The organism is Pseudocitrobacter faecalis (assembly GCF_965231525.1).
Taxonomy (GTDB): domain Bacteria; phylum Pseudomonadota; class Gammaproteobacteria; order Enterobacterales; family Enterobacteriaceae; genus Pseudocitrobacter; species Pseudocitrobacter faecalis.
The window spans coordinates 4,882,657-4,906,004 of the sequence record NZ_CBDDNJ010000002.1; the positions used below are offsets into that span (position 1 = coordinate 4,882,657).

The following is a 23,348-nucleotide window of genomic DNA, read 5'->3' on the forward strand; positions in this document are numbered from 1 at the left end:
TAGCAATGGAATTAGTATTGAAAGACGCGCAGAGCGCGCTGACTGTTTCCGAAACTACCTTCGGTCGTGATTTCAACGAAGCGCTGGTTCACCAGGTTGTTGTTGCTTATGCAGCTGGTGCTCGTCAGGGTACTCGTGCTCAGAAGACTCGTGCTGAAGTAACTGGTTCTGGTAAAAAACCATGGCGCCAGAAAGGTACCGGCCGTGCGCGTTCAGGTTCTATCAAGAGCCCGATCTGGCGTTCAGGTGGCGTAACCTTCGCTGCGCGTCCGCAGGACCACAGTCAAAAAGTTAACAAAAAGATGTACCGCGGCGCGCTGAAAAGCATTCTGTCCGAACTGGTACGTCAGGATCGTCTGATCGTTGTCGAGAAGTTCTCTGTAGAAGCGCCTAAAACTAAGCTGCTGGCTCAGAAACTGAAAGACATGGCTCTGGAAGATGTGCTGATCATCACCGGTGAGCTGGACGAAAATCTGTTCCTCGCAGCACGTAACCTGCACAAGGTTGACGTTCGCGATGCAACGGGTATCGACCCGGTTAGCCTGATCGCCTTCGACAAAGTCGTAATGACTGCTGATGCTGTTAAGCAAGTTGAGGAGATGCTGGCATGATTCGTGAAGAACGTCTGCTGAAGGTGCTGCGCGCACCGCACGTTTCTGAAAAAGCGTCTACTGCGATGGAAAAAACTAACACCATCGTTCTCAAAGTTGCTAAAGACGCGACCAAAGCAGAAATCAAAGCTGCTGTGCAGAAACTGTTTGAAGTCGAAGTCGAAGTCGTTAACACCCTGGTCGTTAAAGGGAAAGTTAAACGTCACGGACAGCGTATCGGTCGTCGTAGCGACTGGAAAAAAGCTTACGTCACCCTGAAAGAAGGCCAGAATCTGGACTTCGTTGGCGGCGCTGAGTAAGTCGGAGGAGTAATACAATGGCAGTTGTTAAATGTAAACCGACATCTCCGGGTCGTCGCCACGTAGTTAAAGTGGTTAACCCTGAGCTGCACAAGGGCAAACCTTTTGCTCCGTTGCTGGAAAAAAACAGCAAATCCGGTGGTCGTAACAACAATGGCCGTATCACCACTCGTCACATCGGTGGTGGCCATAAGCAGGCTTATCGTATTGTTGACTTCAAACGCAACAAAGACGGTATCCCGGCAACAGTTGAACGTCTTGAGTACGATCCGAACCGCTCCGCGAACATCGCGCTGGTTCTGTACAAAGACGGCGAACGCCGTTACATCCTGGCCCCTAAAGGCCTGAAAGCTGGCGACCAGATTCAGTCTGGCGTTGATGCTGCAATCAAAGCAGGTAACACCCTGCCGATGCGCAATATCCCGGTTGGTTCTACCGTTCATAACGTAGAAATGAAACCAGGTAAAGGCGGTCAGCTGGCACGTTCCGCTGGTACTTACGTTCAGATCGTTGCTCGTGATGGTGCTTATGTCACCCTGCGTCTGCGTTCTGGTGAAATGCGTAAAGTCGAAGCAGACTGCCGTGCAACTCTGGGCGAAGTTGGCAATGCTGAGCATATGCTGCGCGTTCTGGGTAAAGCAGGTGCTGCACGCTGGCGTGGTGTTCGTCCTACCGTTCGCGGTACTGCGATGAACCCAGTCGACCACCCACATGGTGGTGGTGAAGGTCGTAACTTTGGTAAGCACCCGGTATCCCCGTGGGGCCTGCAGACCAAAGGTAAGAAGACCCGCAGCAACAAGCGTACTGATAAATTCATCGTACGTCGCCGTAGCAAATAATTTTAGAGGATAAGCCATGCCACGTTCTCTCAAGAAAGGTCCTTTTATTGACCTGCACTTGCTGAAGAAGGTAGAGAAAGCGGTGGAAAGCGGAGACAAGAAGCCCCTGCGCACTTGGTCCCGTCGTTCAACGATCTTTCCTAACATGATCGGTTTGACCATCGCTGTCCATAATGGTCGTCAGCACGTTCCAGTCTTTGTAACCGACGAAATGGTTGGTCACAAACTGGGTGAATTCGCACCGACTCGTACTTATCGCGGCCACGCTGCTGATAAAAAAGCGAAGAAGAAATAAGGTAGGAGGAAGAGATGGAAACTTTAGCTCAACATCGCCATGCTCGTTCTTCTGCTCAGAAGGTTCGCCTTGTTGCTGACCTGATTCGCGGTAAGAAAGTGTCGCAGGCCCTGGATATTCTGACCTACACCAATAAGAAAGCGGCTGTACTGGTCAAGAAAGTACTGGAATCTGCCATTGCTAACGCTGAACACAACGATGGCGCTGACATTGACGATCTGAAAGTTGCGAAAATTTTCGTAGACGAAGGCCCGAGCATGAAGCGCATTATGCCGCGTGCAAAAGGTCGTGCAGATCGCATCCTGAAGCGCACCAGCCACATTACTGTGGTTGTGTCCGATCGCTGAGACTCTGGAGACTAGCAATGGGTCAGAAAGTACATCCTAATGGTATTCGCCTGGGTATTGTCAAACCATGGAACTCTACCTGGTTCGCGAACACCAAAGAATTCGCTGACAACCTGGACAGCGATTTTAAAGTCCGTCAGTACCTGACGAAGGAACTGGCAAAAGCGTCCGTATCTCGTATCGTTATCGAGCGTCCGGCTAAGAGCATCCGTGTGACTATTCACACTGCTCGCCCGGGTATCGTTATCGGTAAGAAAGGCGAAGACGTAGAAAAACTGCGCAAGGTCGTAGCGGATATCGCTGGCGTTCCTGCTCAGATCAATATCGCCGAAGTTCGTAAGCCTGAACTGGACGCTAAATTGGTTGCTGACAGCATCACTTCTCAGCTGGAACGTCGTGTTATGTTCCGTCGTGCTATGAAGCGTGCTGTACAGAACGCAATGCGTCTGGGCGCTAAAGGTATCAAAGTTGAAGTTAGCGGCCGTCTGGGCGGCGCGGAAATCGCACGTACCGAATGGTACCGCGAAGGTCGTGTACCGCTGCACACTCTGCGTGCTGACATCGACTACAACACCTCTGAAGCGCACACCACTTACGGTGTAATCGGCGTTAAGGTATGGATCTTCAAAGGTGAGATCCTGGGTGGTATGGCTGCTGTTGAACAACCGGAACCGGCTGCTCAACCTAAAAAGCAGCAGCGTAAAGGCCGTAAATAAGGAGCGTCGCTGATGTTACAACCAAAGCGTACAAAATTCCGTAAAGTGCACAAAGGCCGTAACCGCGGTCTGGCGCAGGGTACGGATGTTAGCTTCGGCACTTTCGGTCTGAAAGCTGTTGGCCGTGGTCGTCTGACTGCACGTCAGATCGAAGCAGCACGTCGTGCTATGACCCGTGCAGTGAAGCGTCAAGGTAAAATCTGGATCCGTGTATTCCCGGACAAACCGATTACCGAGAAGCCTCTTGAAGTTCGTATGGGTAAAGGTAAAGGTAACGTGGAGTATTGGGTTGCCTTGATTCAGCCGGGCAAAGTCCTGTATGAAATGGACGGTGTACCGGAAGAGCTGGCCCGTGAAGCATTCGGCCTCGCAGCCGCGAAACTGCCGATCAAAACCACCTTTGTAACTAAGACGGTGATGTAATGAAAGCAAAAGAGCTGCGTGAAAAAAGCGTTGAAGATCTGAACGCTGAGCTGCTGAACTTGCTGCGTGAGCAGTTCAACCTGCGCATGCAGGCTGCAAGTGGCCAGCTGCAACAGACTCATCTGCTGAAGCAAGTGCGTCGTGATGTTGCACGTGTTAAGACTTTACTGACTGAGAAGGCGGGTGCGTAATGACCGATAAAATCCGTACTCTGCAAGGTCGCGTTGTTAGCGATAAAATGGAGAAATCCATTGTTGTTGCTATCGAACGTTTTGTGAAACACCCGATCTACGGTAAATTCATTAAGCGTACGACCAAACTGCACGTACATGACGAGAACAACGAATGCGGTATCGGCGACAAGGTTGAAATCCGTGAATGCCGTCCGCTGTCCAAGACTAAGTCCTGGACGCTGGTTCGCGTTGTAGAGAAAGCGGTTCTGTAATACAGTACGCATTCTCGATACGAATAAACGGCTCAGCGATGAGCCGTTTATTTTTTCTACCCATATCTTGAGAGTGGTGTTATAATGCCGCGCCCTCGATATATGGGGCTTTTTAATGGCCTGACTTTCGGGTCTCAGTAGTAGTTGACATTAGCGGAGCACTAAAATGATCCAAGAACAGACTATGCTGAACGTCGCCGACAACTCCGGTGCACGTCGCGTAATGTGTATCAAGGTTCTGGGTGGCTCGCACCGTCGCTACGCAGGCGTAGGCGACATCATCAAGATCACCATCAAGGAAGCAATTCCGCGTGGTAAGGTCAAAAAAGGTGATGTGCTGAAGGCGGTAGTGGTGCGCACCAAGAAGGGTGTTCGTCGCCCGGACGGTTCTGTCATTCGCTTCGATGGTAATGCATGCGTTATTTTAAACAATAACAGCGAGCAGCCTATCGGTACGCGTATTTTTGGGCCGGTAACTCGTGAACTTCGTAACGAGAAGTTCATGAAAATTATCTCTCTGGCACCAGAAGTACTCTAAGGAGCGAATCATGGCAGCGAAGATCCGTCGTGATGACGAAGTTATCGTGTTAACCGGTAAAGATAAAGGTAAACGCGGTAAAGTAAAAAATGTCCTGTCTTCCGGCAAGGTCATTGTTGAAGGTATCAACCTGGTTAAGAAACATCAGAAGCCGGTTCCGGCCCTGAACCAACCAGGTGGCATTGTTGAGAAAGAAGCAGCTATTCAGATCTCTAACATTGCAATCTTCAATGCGGCAACCGGCAAGGCCGACCGTGTAGGCTTTAGATTCGAAGACGGCAAAAAAGTCCGTTTCTTCAAGTCTAACAGCGAAACTATCAAGTAATTTGGAGTAGTACGATGGCGAAACTGCATGATTACTACAAAGACGAAGTAGTTAACAAACTCATGACTGAGTTTAACTACAATTCTGTCATGCAAGTCCCTCGGGTCGAGAAGATCACCCTGAACATGGGTGTTGGTGAAGCGATCGCTGACAAGAAACTGCTGGATAACGCAGCAGCTGACCTGGCAGCAATCTCCGGTCAAAAACCGCTGATCACCAAAGCACGCAAATCAGTTGCAGGCTTCAAAATCCGTCAGGGCTATCCGATCGGCTGTAAAGTAACTCTGCGTGGCGAACGCATGTGGGAGTTCTTTGAGCGCCTGATCACTATTGCTGTACCGCGTATCCGTGACTTCCGTGGCCTGTCCGCTAAGTCATTCGATGGCCGTGGTAACTACAGCATGGGTGTCCGTGAGCAGATCATCTTCCCAGAAATCGACTACGATAAAGTCGACCGCGTGCGTGGTTTGGATATTACCATTACCACTACTGCGAAATCTGACGAAGAAGGCCGTGCTCTGCTGGCTGCCTTTGACTTCCCGTTCCGCAAGTAAGGGTTACTGAATGGCTAAGCAATCAATGAAAGCACGCGAAGTAAAACGCGTAGCTTTAGCTGATAAATTCTTCGCTAAACGCGCTGAACTGAAAGCTATCATCTCTGATGTGAACGCTTCCGATGAAGATCGTTGGAACGCTGTTCTGAAGCTGCAGAGTCTGCCGCGTGATTCCAGCCCGTCTCGTCAGCGTAACCGCTGCCGTCAAACAGGTCGTCCGCATGGTTATGTGGGCAAGTTCGGGTTGAGCCGTATTAAGCTTCGTGAAGCCGCTATGCGCGGTGAAGTACCAGGCTTGAAAAAGGCTAGCTGGTAATTACCAATTGAATCACGGGAGTAAAGACAGATGAGCATGCAAGATCCGATCGCGGATATGCTGACCCGTATCCGTAACGGTCAGGCCGCGAACAAAGCTGCGGTCACCATGCCTTCCTCCAAGCTGAAAGTGGCAATTGCCAACGTGCTGAAGGAAGAAGGTTTTATTGAAGATTTTAAAGTTGAAGGCGACACCAAGCCGGAACTGGAACTGACTCTCAAGTATTTCCAGGGTAAAGCTGTTGTAGAAAGCATTCAGCGTGTCAGCCGCCCAGGTCTGCGCATCTATAAACGTAAAGATGAGCTGCCGAAAGTTATGGCCGGCATGGGTATCGCAGTTGTTTCTACCTCTAAAGGTGTTATGACTGATCGTGCAGCGCGCCAGGCTGGTCTTGGTGGCGAAATTATCTGCTACGTAGCCTAATCGGAGGAAAAAATGTCTCGTGTTGCTAAAGCACCGGTCGTTGTTCCTGCCGGCGTTGATGTAAAAATCAACGGTCAGGTTATTACGATCAAAGGTAAAAACGGCGAGCTGACTCGTACTCTCAACGATGCTGTTGAAGTTAAACATGCAGATAATGCACTGACCTTCGGTCCGCGTGATGGTTACGTAGACGGATGGGCTCAGGCTGGTACCGCGCGTGCCCTGCTGAACTCAATGGTTATCGGTGTTACCGAAGGCTTCACTAAGAAGCTACAGCTGGTTGGTGTAGGTTATCGTGCAGCGGTTAAAGGGAATGTAGTAAACCTGTCTTTAGGTTTCTCTCACCCGGTTGACCATCAGCTGCCTGCGGGTATCACTGCTGAATGTCCGACTCAGACTGAAATCGTGCTGAAAGGCGCTGATAAGCAGGTGATCGGTCAGGTTGCAGCGGATCTGCGCGCCTACCGTCGTCCTGAGCCTTATAAAGGCAAGGGTGTTCGTTACGCCGACGAAGTCGTGCGTACCAAAGAGGCTAAGAAGAAGTAAGGTAACACTATGGATAAGAAATCTGCTCGTATCCGTCGTGCGACCCGCGCACGCCGCAAGCTCCAGGAGCTGGGCGCAACTCGCCTGGTGGTACATCGTACCCCGCGTCATATTTACGCACAGGTAATTGCACCGAACGGTTCCGAAGTTCTGGTAGCTGCTTCTACTGTAGAAAAAGCTATCGCTGAACAACTGAAGTACACCGGTAACAAAGACGCGGCTGCAGCTGTGGGTAAAGCTGTTGCTGAACGCGCTCTGGAAAAAGGCATCAAAGATGTATCCTTTGACCGTTCCGGGTTCCAATATCATGGTCGTGTCCAGGCACTGGCAGATGCTGCCCGTGAAGCTGGCCTTCAGTTCTAAGGTAGAGGTGTAAGATGGCTCACATCGAAAAACAAGCTGGCGAACTGCAGGAAAAGCTGATCGCGGTAAACCGCGTATCTAAAACCGTTAAAGGTGGTCGTATTTTCTCCTTCACAGCTCTGACTGTAGTAGGCGATGGTAACGGTCGCGTAGGTTTTGGTTACGGTAAAGCGCGTGAAGTTCCAGCAGCGATCCAGAAAGCGATGGAAAAAGCCCGTCGCAATATGATTAACGTCGCGCTGAATACCGGCACCCTGCAGCACCCAGTTAAGGGTACTCACACGGGTTCTCGTGTATTCATGCAGCCGGCTTCCGAAGGTACCGGTATCATCGCCGGTGGTGCAATGCGCGCCGTTCTGGAAGTCGCTGGAGTTCGTAACGTTCTGGCTAAAGCGTATGGTTCCACTAACCCGATTAACGTGGTTCGTGCAACTATCGATGGTCTGGAAAATATGAAATCTCCGGAAATGGTCGCTGCCAAGCGTGGTAAATCCGTTGAAGAAATTCTGGGGAAATAAACCATGGCAAAGACTATTAAAATTACTCAAACCCGCAGTGCAATCGGTCGTCTGCCGAAACACAAGGCAACGCTGCTTGGCCTGGGTCTGCGTCGTATTGGTCACACCGTAGAGCGCGAGGATACTCCTGCTGTTCGTGGTATGGTCAACGCGGTTTCCTTCATGGTTAAAGTTGAGGAGTAAGAGATGCGTTTAAATACTCTGTCTCCGGCCGAAGGCTCTAAAAAGGCGGGTCGCCGTCTGGGTCGTGGTATCGGTTCTGGCCTCGGTAAAACCGGCGGTCGTGGTCACAAAGGTCAGAAGTCTCGTTCTGGCGGTGGCGTACGTCGTGGTTTCGAGGGTGGTCAGATGCCTCTGTACCGTCGTCTGCCGAAATTCGGCTTCACTTCTCGCAAAGCAGCGATCACAGCGGAAATCCGTCTGTCTGACCTGGCGAAAGTGGAAGGCGGTGTTGTAGACCTGAACACGCTGAAAGCAGCTAACATTATCGGTATCCAGATCGAGTTCGCGAAAGTGATCCTGGCTGGTGAAGTCACTACTCCGGTAACTGTTCGTGGCCTGCGTGTTACTAAAGGCGCTCGTGCTGCTATCGAAGCTGCTGGCGGTAAAATCGAGGAATAAGTAGCAGATGGCTAAACAACCGGGATTAGATTTTCAAAGTGCCAAAGGTGGCTTAGGCGAGCTGAAACGCAGACTGCTGTTTGTAATCGGTGCGCTTATTGTGTTCCGTATTGGCTCTTTTATTCCGATCCCTGGTATTGATGCCGCTGTACTTGCCAAACTGCTTGAGCAACAGCGAGGCACCATCATTGAGATGTTTAACATGTTCTCTGGTGGTGCTCTCAGCCGTGCTTCTATCTTTGCTCTGGGGATCATGCCGTATATTTCGGCGTCGATCATTATCCAGCTGCTGACGGTGGTTCATCCGACGCTGGCAGAAATTAAGAAAGAAGGGGAGTCTGGTCGTCGTAAGATCAGCCAGTACACCCGCTACGGTACTCTGGTGCTGGCGATATTCCAGTCGATCGGTATTGCTACCGGTCTGCCGAATATGCCTGGTATGCAGGGCCTGGTGATTAACCCAGGCTTTGCATTCTATTTCACCGCTGTTGTAAGTCTGGTTACAGGGACTATGTTCCTGATGTGGCTCGGCGAACAGATTACTGAGCGCGGTATCGGCAACGGTATCTCAATCATTATCTTCGCTGGTATCGTTGCGGGACTCCCGCCAGCCATTGCCCATACTATCGAGCAAGCGCGTCAAGGCGACCTGCACTTCCTCCTGTTGCTGTTGGTTGCAGTATTAGTATTTGCAGTGACGTTCTTTGTTGTATTTGTTGAGCGTGGTCAACGCCGCATTGTGGTAAACTACGCCAAACGTCAGCAAGGTCGTCGTGTCTATGCTGCACAGAGCACACATTTACCGCTGAAAGTGAATATGGCAGGGGTAATCCCGGCAATCTTCGCTTCCAGTATTATTCTGTTCCCGGCAACCATCGCGTCATGGTTCGGGGGCGGGACTGGTTGGAACTGGCTGACAACAATTTCGCTGTATTTGCAGCCTGGGCAACCACTTTATGTGTTACTCTATGCGTCTGCGATCATCTTCTTCTGTTTCTTCTACACGGCGTTGGTCTTCAACCCGCGTGAAACAGCAGATAACCTGAAGAAGTCCGGTGCATTTGTACCAGGAATTCGTCCGGGAGAGCAAACGGCGAAGTATATCGATAAAGTAATGACCCGCCTGACCCTGGTTGGTGCGTTGTATATTACCTTTATCTGCCTGATCCCGGAGTTCATGCGTGATGCAATGAAAGTACCGTTCTACTTCGGTGGGACCTCACTGCTTATCGTTGTTGTCGTGATTATGGACTTTATGGCTCAAGTGCAAACTCTGATGATGTCAAGTCAGTACGAGTCTGCATTGAAGAAGGCGAACCTGAAAGGCTACGGCCGATAATTGGTCGCCCGAGAAGTTACGGAGAGTAAAAATGAAAGTTCGTGCTTCCGTCAAGAAATTATGCCGTAACTGCAAAATCGTTAAGCGTGATGGTGTCATCCGTGTGATTTGCAGTGCCGAGCCGAAGCATAAACAGCGCCAAGGCTGATTTATTCGCATATTTTTCTTGCAAAGTTGGGTTGAGCTGGCTAGATTAGCCAGCCAATCTTTTGTATGTCTGTACGTTTCCATTTGAGTATCCTGAAAACGGGCTTTTCAGCATGGTGCGTACATATTAAATAGTAGGAGTGCATAGTGGCCCGTATAGCAGGCATTAACATTCCTGATCAAAAACATGCTGTGATCGCATTAACTTCGATCTACGGCATCGGTAAGACCCGTTCTAAAGCCATCCTGGCTGCAGCGGGTATCGCTGAAAATGTTAAGATCAGTGAGCTGTCTGAAGGACAAATCGACACGCTGCGTGACGAAGTTGCCAAATTTGTCGTTGAAGGTGATCTGCGCCGTGAAATCAGCATGAGCATCAAGCGCCTGATGGATCTTGGTTGCTATCGCGGTTTGCGTCATCGTCGTGGTCTCCCGGTTCGCGGTCAGCGTACCAAGACCAACGCACGTACCCGTAAGGGTCCGCGCAAACCGATCAAGAAATAATCGGGGTGATTGAATAATGGCAAAGGCACCAATTCGTGCACGTAAACGTGTAAGAAAACAAGTCTCTGACGGCGTGGCTCATATCCATGCTTCTTTCAACAACACCATCGTGACTATTACCGATCGTCAGGGTAACGCGCTGGGTTGGGCAACAGCCGGTGGTTCCGGTTTCCGTGGTTCTCGCAAATCCACTCCGTTCGCAGCTCAGGTTGCGGCAGAGCGTTGCGCAGAAGCCGTAAAAGAATACGGCATCAAGAATCTGGAAGTTATGGTCAAAGGTCCGGGTCCGGGTCGCGAATCTACTATTCGTGCTCTGAACGCCGCTGGTTTCCGCATCACTAATATTACTGATGTGACTCCGATCCCTCATAACGGTTGTCGTCCGCCGAAAAAACGTCGCGTATAACGCTACGTTTTCCAGGTTAGTTGGAGAAAGAAAATGGCAAGATATTTGGGTCCTAAGCTCAAGCTGAGCCGTCGTGAGGGCACCGACTTATTCCTTAAGTCTGGCGTTCGCGCGATCGATACCAAGTGTAAAATTGAACAAGCTCCTGGCCAGCACGGTGCGCGTAAACCGCGTCTGTCTGACTATGGTGTGCAGTTGCGTGAGAAGCAAAAAGTTCGCCGTATGTACGGTGTGCTGGAGCGTCAATTCCGTAACTACTACAAAGAAGCAGCACGTCTGAAAGGCAACACCGGTGAAAACCTGTTGGCTCTGCTGGAAGGTCGTCTGGACAACGTTGTATACCGTATGGGCTTTGGCGCCACTCGTGCTGAAGCACGCCAGCTGGTTAGCCATAAAGCAATCATGGTAAACGGTCGTGTTGTTAACATCGCTTCTTATCAGGTTAAGGCGAATGACGTTGTTAGCATCCGTGAGAAAGCGAAAAAGCAATCTCGCGTGAAAGCCGCTCTTGAGCTGGCTGAACAGCGTGAAAAGCCAACCTGGCTGGAAGTTGATGCTGGCAAGATGGAAGGCACGTTCAAGCGTCAGCCTGAGCGTTCTGATCTGTCTGCGGACATTAACGAACACCTGATCGTCGAGCTTTACTCCAAGTAAAGCTTAGTACCAAAGAGAGGACACAATGCAGGGTTCTGTGACAGAGTTTCTAAAACCGCGCCTGGTAGATATCGAGCAAGTGAGTTCGACGCACGCCAAGGTGACCCTTGAGCCTTTAGAGCGTGGCTTTGGCCATACTCTGGGTAACGCACTGCGCCGTATTCTGCTCTCATCGATGCCGGGTTGCGCGGTGACCGAGGTTGAGATTGATGGTGTACTTCATGAGTACAGCACCAAAGAAGGCGTTCAGGAAGATATCCTGGAAATCCTGCTCAACCTGAAAGGGCTGGCGGTGAGAGTTCAGGGTAAAGATGAAGTTATTCTTACCTTGAATAAATCTGGCATTGGCCCTGTGACCGCAGCCGATATCACCCACGACGGTGATGTCGAAATCGTCAAGCCGCAGCACGTGATCTGCCACCTGACCGATGAAAACGCAGCTATCAGCATGCGTATCAAAGTTCAGCGCGGTCGCGGTTATGTGCCGGCTTCTTCCCGAATTCATTCGGAAGAAGATGAGCGCCCGATCGGCCGTCTGTTGGTCGACGCCTGCTATAGCCCTGTAGAGCGTATTGCCTACAATGTTGAAGCAGCGCGTGTAGAACAGCGTACCGACCTGGACAAGCTGGTCATCGAAATGGAAACCAACGGCACAATCGATCCTGAAGAGGCGATTCGTCGTGCGGCAACCATCCTGGCTGAACAACTGGAAGCTTTTGTTGACTTACGTGATGTACGTCAGCCAGAAGTTAAAGAAGAGAAACCAGAATTCGATCCGATCCTGCTGCGCCCTGTTGACGATCTGGAATTGACTGTCCGCTCTGCTAACTGCCTTAAGGCAGAAGCTATCCACTATATCGGTGATCTGGTACAGCGTACCGAGGTTGAGCTTCTTAAGACGCCTAACCTGGGTAAAAAATCTCTTACTGAGATTAAAGACGTGCTGGCCTCCCGTGGACTGTCTCTGGGTATGCGCCTGGAAAACTGGCCACCGGCAAGCATTGCTGACGAGTAACCGGATCACAGGTTAAGGTTTTACTGAGAAGGATAAGGTCATGCGCCATCGTAAGAGTGGTCGTCAACTGAACCGCAACAGCAGCCATCGCCAGGCTATGTTCCGCAACATGGCAGGTTCACTGGTTCGTCATGAAATCATCAAGACGACCCTGCCTAAAGCGAAAGAACTGCGTCGCGTAGTTGAGCCGCTGATTACTCTTGCCAAGACTGATAGCGTTGCTAATCGTCGTCTGGCATTCGCCCGTACTCGTGATAACGAGATCGTGGCAAAACTGTTTAACGAACTGGGCCCGCGTTTCGCGAGCCGTGCCGGTGGTTACACTCGTATTCTGAAGTGTGGCTTCCGTGCAGGCGACAACGCGCCGATGGCTTACATCGAGCTGGTTGATCGTTCAGAGAAAGCAGAAGCTGCTGCAGAGTAATCTGTAGTATCGTAAAAAAACCCGCTCCGGCGGGTTTTTTTATATCTCCACTTCCCCCATCTCTCTACAATAGTAATAACTCTTCTGCTCATCCTGGAGTGCTGTCATGTGGTTAATCGACCAGTGGGCAGAGCGTCACATCGCTGATGCCCAGCGTAATGGTGATTTCGATAATCTTCCCGGGCAGGGCAAGCCTTTAATGCTCGACGATGATTCGGCTGTACCTGAAGAGCTACGCTCAGGTTATCGCCTGTTGAAGAATGCGGGCTGTTTGCCGCCAGAGGTTGAGCAGCGCAAAGAAGCATTGGCGCTGGTTGATCTACTTAACGGTATTCACAAAGAAGATGAACGTTATCAGGAATTGAGCCGTCGACTCGCATTAATGGAGCTGAAGTTGCGCCAGGCTGGTATGAGCACCGATTTTCTGCGTGGCGAATATGCGGAAAAATTGATTAATCGGTTTAATGAGGAGTAAAAATCCATGTACCGCATTGGTGAACTGGCTAAGCTGGCCGGCGTGACGCCCGATACGATCCGCTACTATGAAAAGCAGCAGATGATGGATCATGAAGTTCGTACCGAAGGTGGATTCCGCTTGTATACGGGCAACGATCTTCAGCGCCTGAAATTTATCCGCTATGCTCGCCAACTGGGTTTTACCCTTGAGGCCATCCGCGAGCTGCTTTCGATTCGCGTTGACCCTGAACATCACACCTGCCAGGAATCCAAAAGTATTGTCCAGGCGCGCCTTCGCGAAGTGGAGTCACGCATTGAAGAGCTACAATCAATGCAACGGTCGCTTAAGAAGCTGAATGATGCCTGCTGTGGCACGGCTCATAGCAGTGTTTATTGTTCTATCCTTGAGACTCTGGAGCAGGGGGCTGACAATAATATTAAAGGCTGTTGAATTTATCACGGTACGGATTTACACTCGCGCCGAATGATTATCCATCAGGAGAAAATGATGAGCCGCTATCAGCACACCAAAGGGCAAATAAACGATAACGCCATTGAGGCACTTCTGCATGACCCGTTGTTCAGGCAACGCGTTGAGAAGAATAAAAAAGGGAAAGGGAGTTATCTGCGTAAAACGAAGCATGCAAAACGAGGTAACTGGGAGGCCAGTGGCAAACAAGCGAATCGCTTCTTTACCACTGGTCTTCTGCTTTTGGTCGCGTGATTAAGAACGGTTATTTTGTTCTTTCAGCAGGTCGCGGATTTCAGAAAGCAGCACTTCTTCTTTCGTTGGTTTCGGATCCGCAGCCGGTTCTTCTTTCTTACGATTAAGTTTGTTGATCAGTTTGATTGCCATAAAGATAGCGAAAGCCACGATCACAAAATCAAAGACATTTTGAATGAACACGCCGTAGTGCATTACTACAGCCGGAACATCTCCCTGCGCTTCACGTAATGTCAGCGCAAATTGTTTAAAATCGATCCCGCCAATTAATAAGCCCAGCGGTGGCATAATAATATCGGCAACCAATGACGATACAATCTTACCGAACGCCGCACCAATAATGACACCCACCGCCAAATCAACAACGTTTCCACGCATCGCGAATTCGCGAAACTCTTTAATAATGCTCATGTTATTCTCCTTGTGCCAGCTGACGTTTATAAGTTTAACAAATGTTTATGTAATTTCCATTATTAACAATAATTCAGCTGTGCAAATTTAGCCTTAAATAAGAAAGGGTTAATAAAAAAGCGTTCCTGAGAACGCCTTTTGTAATTAAAGGAAGAAGGGGCTTGGCTGGAACAATCGTTCGACATCGGTAATAAATTTTTTGTCCGTAAGGAACATAATTACATGGTCCCCTTGCTCAATGCGTAAATTATCATTGGCAATCATGACATCATTACCGCGTACAATCGCGCCGATGATGGTACCCGGAGGGAGTTTTATCTCATCAATGACTCTACCGACAACCCGCGAAGTGCTTTCATCACCATGGGCAACGGCTTCGATGGCTTCAGCGACACCGCGACGCAGGGAAGAAACGCCGACGATATCGGCTTTACGCACGTGGCTCAACAGGGCGGAAATGGTGGCCTGTTGTGGCGAAATCGCGATATCAATCACGCTCCCCTGAACAAGGTCAACGTAGGCGCGGCGTTGGATCAACACCATCACTTTTTTCGCACCCATCCGCTTGGCCAGCATCGCGGACATAATGTTCGCTTCATCATCGTTGGTGACGGCAATGAACAGATCAACCTGATCGATATGTTCTTCCGCCAGCAACTCTTGATCCGATGCATCGCCAAAGAAGACGATCGTATTCTGCAACTTCTCTGCCAGTTCGGCGGCACGCTGTTGATCGCGCTCGATCAGCTTCACGCTGTAATCTTTTTCCAGCCTGCGCGCCAGACCTGCGCCGATGTTACCGCCGCCGACCAGCATGATGCGCTTGTACGGTTTTTCCAGACGTTGCAATTCGCTCATGACAGCGCGAATATGCTGGGATGCCGCGATAAAGAATACTTCATCGCCTGCCTCCACAATGGTTGAACCCTGCGGGCGAATAGGCGTGTCGTGACGGAAAATAGCCGCGACACGCGTATCAATATGCGGCATATGGTCGCGCATGGTCGAGAGCGCATTACCTACCAGCGGCCCGCCGTAATAGGCTTTTACCACCGCGAGGCTCACTTTTCCTTCAGCGAAATTAACCACCTGCAGCGCGCCTGGGTATTCGATCAGGCGATAGATGTTATCGATAACCAGTTGCTCAGGCGCAATCAGGTGATCGATAGGCACCGCGTCAGTATTGAACAGTTTCTCCGCGTCACGTACGTAGTCGGGTGAGCGAATACGGGCGATACGGTTTGGTGTGTTAAAGAGGGAATAGGCGACCTGACAGGCCACCATATTGGTTTCGTCGGAGCTGGTTACGGCAACCAGCATATCGGCGTCATCGGCACCGGCCTCACGCAGCACGCGTGGATGAGAGCCGTGGCCCTGAACGACGCGCAGGTCAAATTTGTCCTGCAAACCACGCAGACGCTCGCTATTGGTATCCACAATAGTGATGTCGTTATTCTCTCCGACCAGGTTTTCAGCCAGCGTTCCGCCTACTTGACCTGCGCCCAGAATGATAATTTTCATCAGTCGCGACCCGTTATCTCATCATTTTTTGATTAGCTTAGCGTAAAAGAAGCCATCACCTTCTTCTGCGCCTGGTAAATTCTGTTTACCGGGCTGTTCTGGTGTGCCGGTTTCACTCAACACGGCATCCGGTGTGCGTTGCAGGAATGCAGCAATTTGCTGGCTGTTCTCTTCCGGGAGAATAGAGCAGGTTGCGTAAACCAGCGTGCCGCCTGGTTTAAGGTGCATCCAGGTCGCGTTGAGGATCTCAGCCTGTAACTGTGCCAGCTCTGGAATATCGCGATCGCGGCGTAGCCACTTAATATCTGGATGGCGACGTATGACCCCCGTTGCTGAACAGGGCGCATCAAGAAGAATGCGATCAAATTGCTGTTCACCACACCATTGCTCCGGGAAACGGCCATCGCCCTGCTTCACCGACGCTTTCATGCCCAGACGTTTCAGGTTGTCATAGACGCGCGACAGGCGTTTTTCGTCCACATCAACGGCCATCACATTGGCTTCTGGTGCCACTTCCAGAATATGTGTTGTTTTACCGCCCGGCGCTGCGCAAAGGTCGAGGATCTGCTCTCCATTTTCGGGTTGCAGATACGTCATACAACCTTGTGCGGAGGCATCCTGAACGGTGACCCAACCTTCATCAAATCCGGGGAGCGCATGTACTGGTGCCGGTGTCTCAAGGCGTACGGCGTCAGGATACTCCGCATGCGGGAAGCCGGTTAATCCTGCTTCAGCCAGCAGCGCAAGCCACGCGTCGCGTGTGTGATGATTACGGTTCACACGCAGCCACATTGGTGGGCGCTGATTGTTCGCCTCAAGAATAGCTTCCCACTGTTGCGGATAGGCTTGTTTGATGCGTTTCACCAGCCAGGAGGGATGCAGATAACGAACATCGGTCTGTGAAAACTCGGCCTGTAGTTCATCCTGTTGGCGCTGGAATTGACGCAATACGCCGTTGATTAACCCTTTCAACTGCGGGCGCTTAATCGCCACAGCGCCTTCTACCGTTTCCGCCAGCGCGGCATGTGGCGGAATACGCGTATACAGCAATTGATAGAGACCGACCATAATCAGGTAGTGAACCGTTCGCTGCTTACCCGTCATCGGGCGTGACATCAGCTTATGGATGAACCATTCCAGTTGAGAAAGCGTGCGAAGTACACCAAAGCAGAGCTCCTGAAGCAAAGCTTTATCTTTATCGGATACCTTCAGCTGCATTGCAGGCAGAACGTTACTTAATGATTGGCCCTGCTCGACAACTTGCTCGACGGTTTGCGCTGCCAGACTGCGTAAATTAATGTTTTTTTTCATAACCGCAAAAATAAAAATGCCCGGCGACACCGGGCTTAAAAAAGAGAGTGGCCGTCAGGCGAGACGGTTTCCGGGAATAAACCACTCCCGGCGTGAATTCAGGAGATCCTGCACGCCCATGGCTTTTTTACCCGCCGGCTGCAGAGAGAGAAGGTTAAGAATTCCCTCGCCCGTCGCAACCTGAATACCCTGGCGATTAGCTTCCAGAATGGTTCCTGGCACTGCGTTTGTTGGAGTATTGATGACTGACGCCTGCCAGATTTTCACTGGCTGTTCATCAATCACAATATAACTCATCGGCCACGGATTAAAGGCGCGAATACAGCGCTCAAGCTGTGCCGCGCTGAGCGACCAGTCGACGCGCGCTTCTTCTTTGCTGAGTTTCTCAGCATAAGTGACCAGCGCTTCATCCTGAACTTCCGGTTTAGCGGTACCTGCGGCGAGTTGAGCCAGCGTATGCAGAAGCCCTTGCGGGCCCAGGTCGGCCAGCTTATCGTACAGGCTACCGCTGGTATCGTCGGCGGTGATTGGGCAGGAGAGCTTGTGCAGCATATCACCCGTATCAAGGCCAACGTCCATCTGCATGATAGTGACGCCAGTTTGAGTATCGCCAGCCCACAACGAACGCTGAATAGGTGCCGCGCCACGCCAGCGTGGCAGCAGGGAACCATGCACGTTAATGCAGCCCAGTCGCGGCATGTCGAGCACAGCTTTTGGCAGGATTAACCCGTAGGCCACCACGACCATCACATCGGCCTGTAAATCGGCAACCAACTGTTGGTTTTCCTGGGGGCGTAGTGAAACCGGCTGAAATACCGGTACCCCTTTCTCTTCGGCCAGCACTTTTACCGGGCTCGGCATCAGTTTTTTGCCGCGTCCCGCCGGGCGGTCGGGCTGAGTGAATACGCCCACGACCTGATGTTCAGACGACAACAGCGCGTCAAGATGACGCGCTGCAAAATCGGGGGTACCCGCAAAGATGATACGTAGTGAATCAGACACGTTGTTCCTTATCCTTAGGCACGCGCGTTCAGGCGATCCAGTTTCTCGACTTTCTGACGAATACGCTGTTGTTTCAGCGGGGACAAATAATCGATAAACAGTTTACCGACTAAGTGGTCCATTTCGTGTTGGATACAGATAGCCAGCAGGCCGTCTGCTTCAAGTTCGAACGCTTTACCGTTACGGTCGAGCGCGCGGATTTTTACCTGCTCGGCACGTGGCACCAGCGCACGCTGTTCCGGGATCGACAGGCAACCTTCCTCAATACCGGTGTCGCCGTGTTTTTCCAGCAGCTCCGGGTTGATCAGCACCAGTTGCTCATCACGATTTTCAGAAACATCAATGACGATAATGCGCTGATGGATATCCACCTGCGTTGCCGCCAGGCCAATACCTTCTTCGGCGTACATGGTTTCGAACATATCATCGACGATACGCTGAATTTCTGCATTTACTTCTTCAACCGGTTTAGCGACTTTGCGAAGACGCTCGTCCGGAATATGTAACACTTGCAAGACTGCCATAAATCTCCAGAGTTCTGTTCAGGAGTTGGAAAGAATATTACCTCTATTCTAGACAAAACCCCCTCCAATTGACAGCATCAGTGACCAATCGCAAAGATTGCTGATGCCGCTTGTGGCAAGGGGAAAAGGATGTCACCTACAGAGATATGGCTTCGTTTGGTAAAGATAAACGATCTATACGGCGACAAGATGCAAAACATCGCCGAGGCCCTGATACGGGAGCCAACCGTTACGTTGAAAAACTTACGTGATGTCGGGCTAACCGCGAAGCAGGCGGCTCGTTTTTTTTCAATGACTGCGCAAGAGGTTAGCGAAAGTGAGCACTGGCTCTCGCAGCCTGATAATCATTTTTTGCTGGCCAATTCTCCTTACTATCCTACAGCGCTGCGAGCCATCAGTGATTATCCGGCAGCGCTTTTTGTGCGCGGCAATTTGCCGCTACTGAGTACTTGTCAGTTGGCGGTGGTCGGTAGCCGAAATTTCTCATGGTACGGTGAGCAATGGGGGCGCGCATTTTGCGAGGCCTTCGCGCTGCAGGGCGTGACCATTACCAGTGGCCTTGCGCTGGGTATTGATGCGATTGCTCACCGTAGCGCATTACGTATGGCGGGCAAAACCATCGCCGTATTGGGTAATGGATTAAGTCACATCTATCCGCATCGGCATCGCCAACTGGCGGAGGATATTGTGATGTCAGGTGGGGCGCTGGTCTCGGAGTTTCCCCTTGCGATGACGCCGTTGCCGCATAATTTCCCGCGGCGTAATCGCATAATTAGCGGCCTTAGTCGCGGTGTACTGGTGGTCGAAGCGGCATTGAAAAGTGGTTCCCTCGTGACGGCGCGTTGCGCTCTGGAGCAGGGGCGAGAGGTGTATGCGATTCCCGGGCCCCTCGGTAACCCTGGCTATGAGGGGCCGCACTGGTTGATTCAGCAGGGGGCGATGTTAGTCACAACACCTGAAGATATTCTTGAATCAGGGCAAATTGCGCTTTTTCAGTCTGAAAATGCGCAGGATACGTCAAAATATTCACCAGATCAGGATTCTGTAGCATTGCCATTTCCTGAGCTCCTGGCTAACGTAGGAGATGAGGTAACACCTGTTGACGTCGTCGCTGAACGTGCCGGCCAACCTGTGCCAGTGACCGTGGCTCAGCTACTCGAACTGGAGTTAGCAGGATGGATCGCAGCTGTACCCGGCGGCTATGTCCGATTAAGGAGGGCATGCCATGTTCGACGTACTACTGTACTTGTTTGAAACTTACATCCATAACGAAGCTGAAATGCGCGTGGATCAGGATAAACTGACACGGGATCTCACCGAAGCAGGTTTTGAACGTGAGGACATTTTCAACGCGTTGATGTGGCTCGAGAAGCTCGCTGATTATCAGGAAGGGCTTGTCGAACCGATGCAGTTAGCTTCCGATCCGCTTTCTGTTCGCATTTTTACGGCGGAAGAGAGCCAGAGACTGGATGCCAGTTGTCGGGGATTCTTGTTATTCCTGGAACAAATTCAGGTGCTAAACCTCGAAACGCGAGAAATGGTGATTGAACGCGTGATGGCTCTGGATACTGCAGAGTTCGAACTGGAAGATCTCAAATGGGTAATTCTGATGGTTCTGTTCAATCTTCCGGGGTGTGAAAACGCGTATCAACAAATGGAAGAATTACTCTTCGACGTGAATGAAGGTATGCTGCACTAATTCGATGGTGCAGCAGTAAGAGTTGTTATGGCCAAATCAGCACTCTTTACAGTGCGTAAAAACGAGCCCTGCCCGCAGTGCGGGGCTGAACTGGTAATACGATCCGGCAAGCATGGGCCGTTTCTTGGTTGTTCCCATTATCCAGAGTGTGACTATGTCCGTCCCCTGAAGAGTCAGGCGGATGGACATATCGTCAAAATTCTGGAGGGGCAGTTGTGCCCGGAATGTGGTGCCGAGCTCGCGCTTCGCCAGGGCCGTTTTGGGATGTTTATTGGTTGCAGCCAGTATCCGGCCTGCGAGCATACCGAACTTATCGATAAACCTGATGAAACAGCCATCGCCTGCCCACAATGCCAGCAAGGGCATCTGGTTCAGCGCCGTTCACGCTATGGCAAAACGTTCCACTCCTGCGATCGCTATCCGGAGTGTCAGTTTGTGCTTAACTTCACCCCTGTCGCGGGCGAGTGCCCTGAGTGTCATTACCCGTTACTCATCGAAAAGAAAACGGCGCATGGCCTGAAGCGCTATTGTGCCAGTAAACAATGTGGAAAGCCGATTCCGGCGGAATAAATCAGTGAATAATAACCTGCCATCAGAAGCCGTACAGCGTGCGGTTATCGCTCTGAAGAATAAAGAAGTCATCGCTTATCCAACCGAAGCTGTGTTTGGCGTCGGTTGCGACCCTGACAGTGAAATCGCCGTACATCGCCTGCTTGAACTCAAACAACGCCCGGTTGAAAAAGGGCTGATTCTGATTGCGGCAAGCTTCGAACAACTGGAACCGTATATCGATGATACCGCGTTAACTACCGCGCAGCGTGAGGCAGTATTTGCCTGCTGGCCTGGACCGGTCACGTTTGTGTTCCCGGCTAAAGCCACAACGCCTGCCTGGCTGACAGGGCGCTTTGATTCCCTCGCCGTGCGCGTTACCGATCATCCGGTGGTCATTGAACTTTGTAATGCTTACGGTAAACCTCTGGTCTCGACCAGCGCAAACCTCACCGGTCAGCCGCCATGTCGCACGACAGAGGAAGTTCGCCAGCAGTTTGGCGATGCGTTCCCGGTGGTGGATGCGTTGACCGGTGGTCGACTCAATCCATCTGAAATCCGTGACGCCCTGACGGGCGAACTCTTCCGCCAGGGGTAACTCATGGAAACCTATGCCGTCTTTGGTAACCCGATTGCGCACAGTAAATCGCCTTTTATTCATCAACAGTTTGCGCAGCAGCTGAACATTACTCATCCCTATGGGCGCGTGCTGGCGCCACTTGATGATTTTGTTAACACGCTCAACGCGTTCTTTGCACAAGGAGGGAAGGGGGCGAACGTCACCGTACCTTTTAAAGAAGAAGCGTTCGCCCGGGCAGATGAACTGACCGAGCGCGCTGCCCTGGCAGGGGCGGTTAATACGCTCAAGCGACTGGAAGACGGGCGTTTGTTGGGGGATAACACCGATGGCATTGGTTTATTGAGCGACCTTGAACGTCTCTCTTTTATTCGACCGGGGCTGCGAATTCTTCTGCTGGGAGCGGGGGGCGCGACGCGCGGAGTCTTGCTGCCGTTGCTCTCGATGGATTGTTCAGTCACCATCGCCAACCGTACGGCTTCCCGTGCGCAAGAACTGGCACAGCTTTTTGCGCATACGGGCAGCGTCCAGGCGTTGGGGCTGGATGCGCTGGAAGGGCATGAGTTTGATTTAATTATCAATGCAACATCAAGCGGTATTAATGGTGAGATCCCAGCGATCCCGGCATCGCTGATCCATCCTTCTCTTTATTGCTACGACATGTTTTACCAGAAAGGGGATACACCTTTCCTCGCCTGGTGCCAGCAGCATGGGGCAAAACAGTGTGCCGATGGATTAGGTATGCTGGTGGGACAAGCTGCGCATGCGGTATTGCTCTGGCATGGCGTGCTGCCGCAAATCGAACCGGTGATTGAACAGATGAAGCAGGCGTTGCGCGCATGAATCAGGCCATTCAGTTTCCTGACCGCGAGCATTGGGATGACGACCTGTGCGCTGTCTGTTTTCCGGCGCTGGTACAGGGCATGCAGTTAATGTGTGCCATTCGCCGCGAAACGATGATCGCCCGCTTTGGCGGCGAAACGCCTCAGGTATGGTTAGCGTTGTTTCAGGAAAACCGCTGGGATCTGGAAGAGGAAGCCAGCGATCTTATCCGTGACCAGCAGGAAGATAATCAGGGTTGGGTCTGGTTATCCTGATTCAGGTAATCATCTTTCCATTTCACGTAATTGTTGGCCGAATATTTTAACCCTTCCAGTTCAGACGCCTTCAATGGACGAATCTGTTTAACAGGGCTGCCCAGATAAAGATAGCCACTCTCCAGCCGCTTATGCTGAGGCACCAGGCTACCCGCACCAATCATGACGTCATCTTCAATCACCACGCCATCCAGCAAGATAGAGCCCATACCGACCAGTACCCGATTACCCACGGTGCAGCCGTGCAGCATGACTTTATGCCCGACTGTTACGTCATCGCCAATGATAAGCGGGTTACCGTCAGGGTTATGTGCTGATTTATGGGTCACGTGAAGAACGCTTCCATCCTGAATATTGCTGCGCGCGCCAATCTGAACATAGTTAACATCGCCGCGAATGGCGACCAGCGGCCAGATACTGACATCATCGGCAATTCGCACGTCGCCAATCACCACGCTGGTGGGATCAATCAGCACACGAGCGCCAATGGTGGGGAAAAGATCTTTATAATGGCGTAAGTCTGCGGCCATGTTTACCTCTTTAAAACGATCGTTTAGGGAACAGACGATCATTATTGCCTCGATTCCGCGGTTTCTCACTTCAAAATTTAAGCAAATTGCGCAGTTAGAAAGCGAAAAGTTTGAAAAAACAGCAGTCAGAAAAAAAGATCTAAAAAGGCCTTGTGCTAAGAAGCAAACTCCCTATAATGCGCCTCCATCGACACGGCGGATGTGAATCACTTCACACAAACAGCCGAGTTGGTTGAAGAGAAAAATCCTGAAAATCAGGGTTGACTCTGAGAGAGGAAG

At 51.1% G+C, this 23,348-nt stretch carries 41 protein-coding genes; 35 read left to right on the plus strand and 6 right to left on the minus strand.

Features of this window, described 5'->3' with window-relative positions; genetic code table 11:
• Nucleotides 1-5 precede the first annotated feature (5 nt).
• From rplD to ACOXYR_RS23620, 29 genes are all read left to right on the plus strand, one after another.
• A complete protein-coding gene (gene rplD / locus ACOXYR_RS23480) occupies nucleotides 6-611 on the plus strand; it encodes a 50S ribosomal protein L4 (protein WP_000424395.1) in 606 nt (201 codons plus the stop codon).
• The gene (rplW, locus tag ACOXYR_RS23485; RefSeq protein ID WP_000617546.1) at nucleotides 608-910 is read left to right on the plus strand and encodes a 50S ribosomal protein L23; all 303 of its coding nucleotides are present in this window, start codon (nucleotides 608-610) and stop codon (nucleotides 908-910) included. Before rplD ends, rplW begins: the two co-directional genes overlap by 4 nt.
• A gap of 17 nt (nucleotides 911-927) precedes the next feature.
• Nucleotides 928-1,749 (plus strand): 50S ribosomal protein L2, encoded by an 822-nt coding sequence (gene rplB / locus ACOXYR_RS23490; protein ID WP_015962739.1) that lies wholly within the window; start codon nucleotides 928-930, stop codon nucleotides 1,747-1,749.
• Nucleotides 1,750-1,765: 16 nt separating this feature from the next.
• A complete protein-coding gene (gene rpsS, locus ACOXYR_RS23495; RefSeq protein WP_001138117.1) occupies nucleotides 1,766-2,044 on the plus strand; it encodes a 30S ribosomal protein S19 in 279 nt (92 codons plus the stop codon).
• Between the two features lie 14 nt (nucleotides 2,045-2,058).
• Nucleotides 2,059-2,391, plus strand: coding sequence for a 50S ribosomal protein L22 (gene rplV, locus ACOXYR_RS23500; protein ID WP_002919773.1), 333 nt, complete (start codon nucleotides 2,059-2,061; stop codon nucleotides 2,389-2,391).
• Between the two features lie 17 nt (nucleotides 2,392-2,408).
• Complete coding sequence (gene rpsC / locus ACOXYR_RS23505; RefSeq protein WP_006817277.1) at nucleotides 2,409-3,107, plus strand: 30S ribosomal protein S3; 699 nt, start codon at nucleotides 2,409-2,411, stop codon at nucleotides 3,105-3,107.
• A gap of 12 nt (nucleotides 3,108-3,119) precedes the next feature.
• Nucleotides 3,120-3,530 carry a 50S ribosomal protein L16 gene (gene rplP, locus ACOXYR_RS23510; protein ID WP_002919759.1) on the plus strand — a complete coding sequence of 137 codons (411 nt, stop codon included), beginning with the start codon at nucleotides 3,120-3,122 and terminating at the stop codon, nucleotides 3,528-3,530.
• Complete coding sequence (gene rpmC, locus ACOXYR_RS23515; RefSeq protein WP_108477147.1) at nucleotides 3,530-3,721, plus strand: 50S ribosomal protein L29; 192 nt, start codon at nucleotides 3,530-3,532, stop codon at nucleotides 3,719-3,721. Before rplP ends, rpmC begins: the two co-directional genes overlap by 1 nt.
• Nucleotides 3,721-3,975 (plus strand): 30S ribosomal protein S17, encoded by a 255-nt coding sequence (rpsQ, locus tag ACOXYR_RS23520; protein ID WP_002438707.1) that lies wholly within the window; start codon nucleotides 3,721-3,723, stop codon nucleotides 3,973-3,975. Before rpmC ends, rpsQ begins: the two co-directional genes overlap by 1 nt.
• A gap of 166 nt (nucleotides 3,976-4,141) precedes the next feature.
• Nucleotides 4,142-4,513, plus strand: coding sequence for a 50S ribosomal protein L14 (gene rplN, locus ACOXYR_RS23525; protein WP_000613954.1), 372 nt, complete (start codon nucleotides 4,142-4,144; stop codon nucleotides 4,511-4,513).
• Nucleotides 4,514-4,523: 10 nt separating this feature from the next.
• Complete coding sequence (gene rplX / locus ACOXYR_RS23530) at nucleotides 4,524-4,838, plus strand: 50S ribosomal protein L24 (RefSeq protein WP_015962742.1); 315 nt, start codon at nucleotides 4,524-4,526, stop codon at nucleotides 4,836-4,838.
• A gap of 14 nt (nucleotides 4,839-4,852) precedes the next feature.
• The gene (gene rplE, locus ACOXYR_RS23535) at nucleotides 4,853-5,392 is read left to right on the plus strand and encodes a 50S ribosomal protein L5 (protein ID WP_007702494.1); all 540 of its coding nucleotides are present in this window, start codon (nucleotides 4,853-4,855) and stop codon (nucleotides 5,390-5,392) included.
• Nucleotides 5,393-5,402: 10 nt separating this feature from the next.
• Nucleotides 5,403-5,708, plus strand: coding sequence for a 30S ribosomal protein S14 (rpsN, locus tag ACOXYR_RS23540; protein ID WP_003863291.1), 306 nt, complete (start codon nucleotides 5,403-5,405; stop codon nucleotides 5,706-5,708).
• A 30-nt stretch (nucleotides 5,709-5,738) separates the two neighbouring features.
• Nucleotides 5,739-6,131, plus strand: a complete 393-nt coding sequence (gene rpsH, locus ACOXYR_RS23545) for a 30S ribosomal protein S8 (RefSeq protein WP_003031127.1) — start codon at nucleotides 5,739-5,741, stop codon at nucleotides 6,129-6,131.
• A 12-nt stretch (nucleotides 6,132-6,143) separates the two neighbouring features.
• Entirely contained in the window at nucleotides 6,144-6,677 is a 534-nt protein-coding gene (gene rplF, locus ACOXYR_RS23550) for a 50S ribosomal protein L6 (protein WP_012135817.1), read from the plus strand.
• A gap of 9 nt (nucleotides 6,678-6,686) precedes the next feature.
• Nucleotides 6,687-7,040, plus strand: coding sequence for a 50S ribosomal protein L18 (gene rplR / locus ACOXYR_RS23555; RefSeq protein WP_000358960.1), 354 nt, complete (start codon nucleotides 6,687-6,689; stop codon nucleotides 7,038-7,040).
• Between the two features lie 14 nt (nucleotides 7,041-7,054).
• Complete coding sequence (gene rpsE, locus ACOXYR_RS23560; protein WP_015962744.1) at nucleotides 7,055-7,558, plus strand: 30S ribosomal protein S5; 504 nt, start codon at nucleotides 7,055-7,057, stop codon at nucleotides 7,556-7,558.
• Nucleotides 7,559-7,561: 3 nt separating this feature from the next.
• A complete protein-coding gene (rpmD, locus tag ACOXYR_RS23565; RefSeq protein ID WP_001140434.1) occupies nucleotides 7,562-7,741 on the plus strand; it encodes a 50S ribosomal protein L30 in 180 nt (59 codons plus the stop codon).
• A 3-nt stretch (nucleotides 7,742-7,744) separates the two neighbouring features.
• Entirely contained in the window at nucleotides 7,745-8,179 is a 435-nt protein-coding gene (gene rplO, locus ACOXYR_RS23570) for a 50S ribosomal protein L15 (protein WP_015962745.1), read from the plus strand.
• Nucleotides 8,180-8,186: 7 nt separating this feature from the next.
• The gene (gene secY / locus ACOXYR_RS23575; protein ID WP_015962746.1) at nucleotides 8,187-9,518 is read left to right on the plus strand and encodes a preprotein translocase subunit SecY; all 1,332 of its coding nucleotides are present in this window, start codon (nucleotides 8,187-8,189) and stop codon (nucleotides 9,516-9,518) included.
• A 31-nt stretch (nucleotides 9,519-9,549) separates the two neighbouring features.
• Complete coding sequence (gene rpmJ / locus ACOXYR_RS23580) at nucleotides 9,550-9,666, plus strand: 50S ribosomal protein L36 (protein WP_000868187.1); 117 nt, start codon at nucleotides 9,550-9,552, stop codon at nucleotides 9,664-9,666.
• Between the two features lie 146 nt (nucleotides 9,667-9,812).
• Nucleotides 9,813-10,169, plus strand: a complete 357-nt coding sequence (gene rpsM, locus ACOXYR_RS23585) for a 30S ribosomal protein S13 (protein WP_012908431.1) — start codon at nucleotides 9,813-9,815, stop codon at nucleotides 10,167-10,169.
• A 16-nt stretch (nucleotides 10,170-10,185) separates the two neighbouring features.
• Nucleotides 10,186-10,575 carry a 30S ribosomal protein S11 gene (rpsK, locus tag ACOXYR_RS23590; protein WP_002919257.1) on the plus strand — a complete coding sequence of 130 codons (390 nt, stop codon included), beginning with the start codon at nucleotides 10,186-10,188 and terminating at the stop codon, nucleotides 10,573-10,575.
• A 33-nt stretch (nucleotides 10,576-10,608) separates the two neighbouring features.
• A complete protein-coding gene (rpsD, locus tag ACOXYR_RS23595; RefSeq protein WP_002919224.1) occupies nucleotides 10,609-11,229 on the plus strand; it encodes a 30S ribosomal protein S4 in 621 nt (206 codons plus the stop codon).
• Nucleotides 11,230-11,254: 25 nt separating this feature from the next.
• Complete coding sequence (locus ACOXYR_RS23600) at nucleotides 11,255-12,244, plus strand: DNA-directed RNA polymerase subunit alpha (RefSeq protein WP_015962747.1); 990 nt, start codon at nucleotides 11,255-11,257, stop codon at nucleotides 12,242-12,244.
• 40 nt (nucleotides 12,245-12,284) lie between these two features.
• Nucleotides 12,285-12,668, plus strand: coding sequence for a 50S ribosomal protein L17 (gene rplQ / locus ACOXYR_RS23605; RefSeq protein WP_001216368.1), 384 nt, complete (start codon nucleotides 12,285-12,287; stop codon nucleotides 12,666-12,668).
• A gap of 106 nt (nucleotides 12,669-12,774) precedes the next feature.
• Nucleotides 12,775-13,143, plus strand: coding sequence for a DnaJ family domain-containing protein (locus tag ACOXYR_RS23610; RefSeq protein ID WP_189624534.1), 369 nt, complete (start codon nucleotides 12,775-12,777; stop codon nucleotides 13,141-13,143).
• Between the two features lie 6 nt (nucleotides 13,144-13,149).
• Nucleotides 13,150-13,575, plus strand: a complete 426-nt coding sequence (zntR, locus tag ACOXYR_RS23615) for a Zn(2+)-responsive transcriptional regulator (protein WP_108477149.1) — start codon at nucleotides 13,150-13,152, stop codon at nucleotides 13,573-13,575.
• A gap of 57 nt (nucleotides 13,576-13,632) precedes the next feature.
• A complete protein-coding gene (locus tag ACOXYR_RS23620) occupies nucleotides 13,633-13,848 on the plus strand; it encodes an alternative ribosome-rescue factor A (RefSeq protein ID WP_108477150.1) in 216 nt (71 codons plus the stop codon).
• Here the strand turns inward: ACOXYR_RS23620 and mscL are convergent, their stop codons facing one another.
• From mscL to def, 5 genes are all read right to left on the minus strand, one after another.
• Nucleotides 13,849-14,259, minus strand: coding sequence for a large-conductance mechanosensitive channel protein MscL (mscL, locus tag ACOXYR_RS23625; protein WP_108477151.1), 411 nt, complete (start codon nucleotides 14,257-14,259; stop codon nucleotides 13,849-13,851).
• 144 nt (nucleotides 14,260-14,403) lie between these two features.
• The gene (gene trkA, locus ACOXYR_RS23630; RefSeq protein WP_108477152.1) at nucleotides 14,404-15,780 is read right to left on the minus strand and encodes a Trk system potassium transporter TrkA; all 1,377 of its coding nucleotides are present in this window, start codon (nucleotides 15,778-15,780) and stop codon (nucleotides 14,404-14,406) included.
• Between the two features lie 21 nt (nucleotides 15,781-15,801).
• Nucleotides 15,802-17,091 carry a 16S rRNA (cytosine(967)-C(5))-methyltransferase RsmB gene (gene rsmB / locus ACOXYR_RS23635; RefSeq protein WP_407731694.1) on the minus strand — a complete coding sequence of 430 codons (1,290 nt, stop codon included), beginning with the start codon at nucleotides 17,089-17,091 and terminating at the stop codon, nucleotides 15,802-15,804.
• A 54-nt stretch (nucleotides 17,092-17,145) separates the two neighbouring features.
• On the minus strand, nucleotides 17,146-18,093 hold the full coding sequence (fmt, locus tag ACOXYR_RS23640) for a methionyl-tRNA formyltransferase (protein ID WP_108477153.1): 948 nt from the start codon (nucleotides 18,091-18,093) through the stop codon (nucleotides 17,146-17,148).
• A 14-nt stretch (nucleotides 18,094-18,107) separates the two neighbouring features.
• Entirely contained in the window at nucleotides 18,108-18,617 is a 510-nt protein-coding gene (gene def / locus ACOXYR_RS23645; RefSeq protein WP_015962755.1) for a peptide deformylase, read from the minus strand.
• A gap of 129 nt (nucleotides 18,618-18,746) precedes the next feature.
• On the opposite strand from def, the gene dprA reads away from it, so the two are divergent.
• Genes dprA through ACOXYR_RS23675 form a run of 6 tightly spaced genes read left to right on the plus strand, consistent with a single transcriptional unit; the run spans nucleotide 18,747 to nucleotide 22,539 of the window.
• Nucleotides 18,747-19,871, plus strand: coding sequence for a DNA-protecting protein DprA (dprA, locus tag ACOXYR_RS23650; RefSeq protein WP_421356663.1), 1,125 nt, complete (start codon nucleotides 18,747-18,749; stop codon nucleotides 19,869-19,871).
• Nucleotides 19,843-20,316: a DUF494 family protein Smg gene (gene smg, locus ACOXYR_RS23655; RefSeq protein WP_015962757.1), complete on the plus strand. Its 474-nt coding sequence runs from the start codon at nucleotides 19,843-19,845 to the stop codon at nucleotides 20,314-20,316. Before dprA ends, smg begins: the two co-directional genes overlap by 29 nt.
• 27 nt (nucleotides 20,317-20,343) lie before the next feature.
• Nucleotides 20,344-20,886: a DNA topoisomerase family protein gene (locus tag ACOXYR_RS23660; protein WP_108477155.1), complete on the plus strand. Its 543-nt coding sequence runs from the start codon at nucleotides 20,344-20,346 to the stop codon at nucleotides 20,884-20,886.
• Between the two features lie 4 nt (nucleotides 20,887-20,890).
• Nucleotides 20,891-21,463, plus strand: a complete 573-nt coding sequence (tsaC, locus tag ACOXYR_RS23665; RefSeq protein ID WP_108477156.1) for an L-threonylcarbamoyladenylate synthase type 1 TsaC — start codon at nucleotides 20,891-20,893, stop codon at nucleotides 21,461-21,463.
• Nucleotides 21,464-21,466: 3 nt separating this feature from the next.
• Nucleotides 21,467-22,285: a shikimate dehydrogenase gene (gene aroE, locus ACOXYR_RS23670; protein WP_108477157.1), complete on the plus strand. Its 819-nt coding sequence runs from the start codon at nucleotides 21,467-21,469 to the stop codon at nucleotides 22,283-22,285.
• Complete coding sequence (locus ACOXYR_RS23675; RefSeq protein WP_108477158.1) at nucleotides 22,282-22,539, plus strand: DUF1488 family protein; 258 nt, start codon at nucleotides 22,282-22,284, stop codon at nucleotides 22,537-22,539. The genes aroE and ACOXYR_RS23675 overlap by 4 nt, the downstream gene beginning before the upstream one ends.
• Here the strand turns inward: ACOXYR_RS23675 and ACOXYR_RS23680 are convergent.
• Nucleotides 22,515-23,069: a gamma carbonic anhydrase family protein gene (locus ACOXYR_RS23680; protein WP_108477159.1), complete on the minus strand. Its 555-nt coding sequence runs from the start codon at nucleotides 23,067-23,069 to the stop codon at nucleotides 22,515-22,517. The two genes, ACOXYR_RS23675 and ACOXYR_RS23680, sit on opposite strands and share 25 nt — an antisense overlap.
• Nucleotides 23,070-23,348 lie beyond the last annotated feature (279 nt).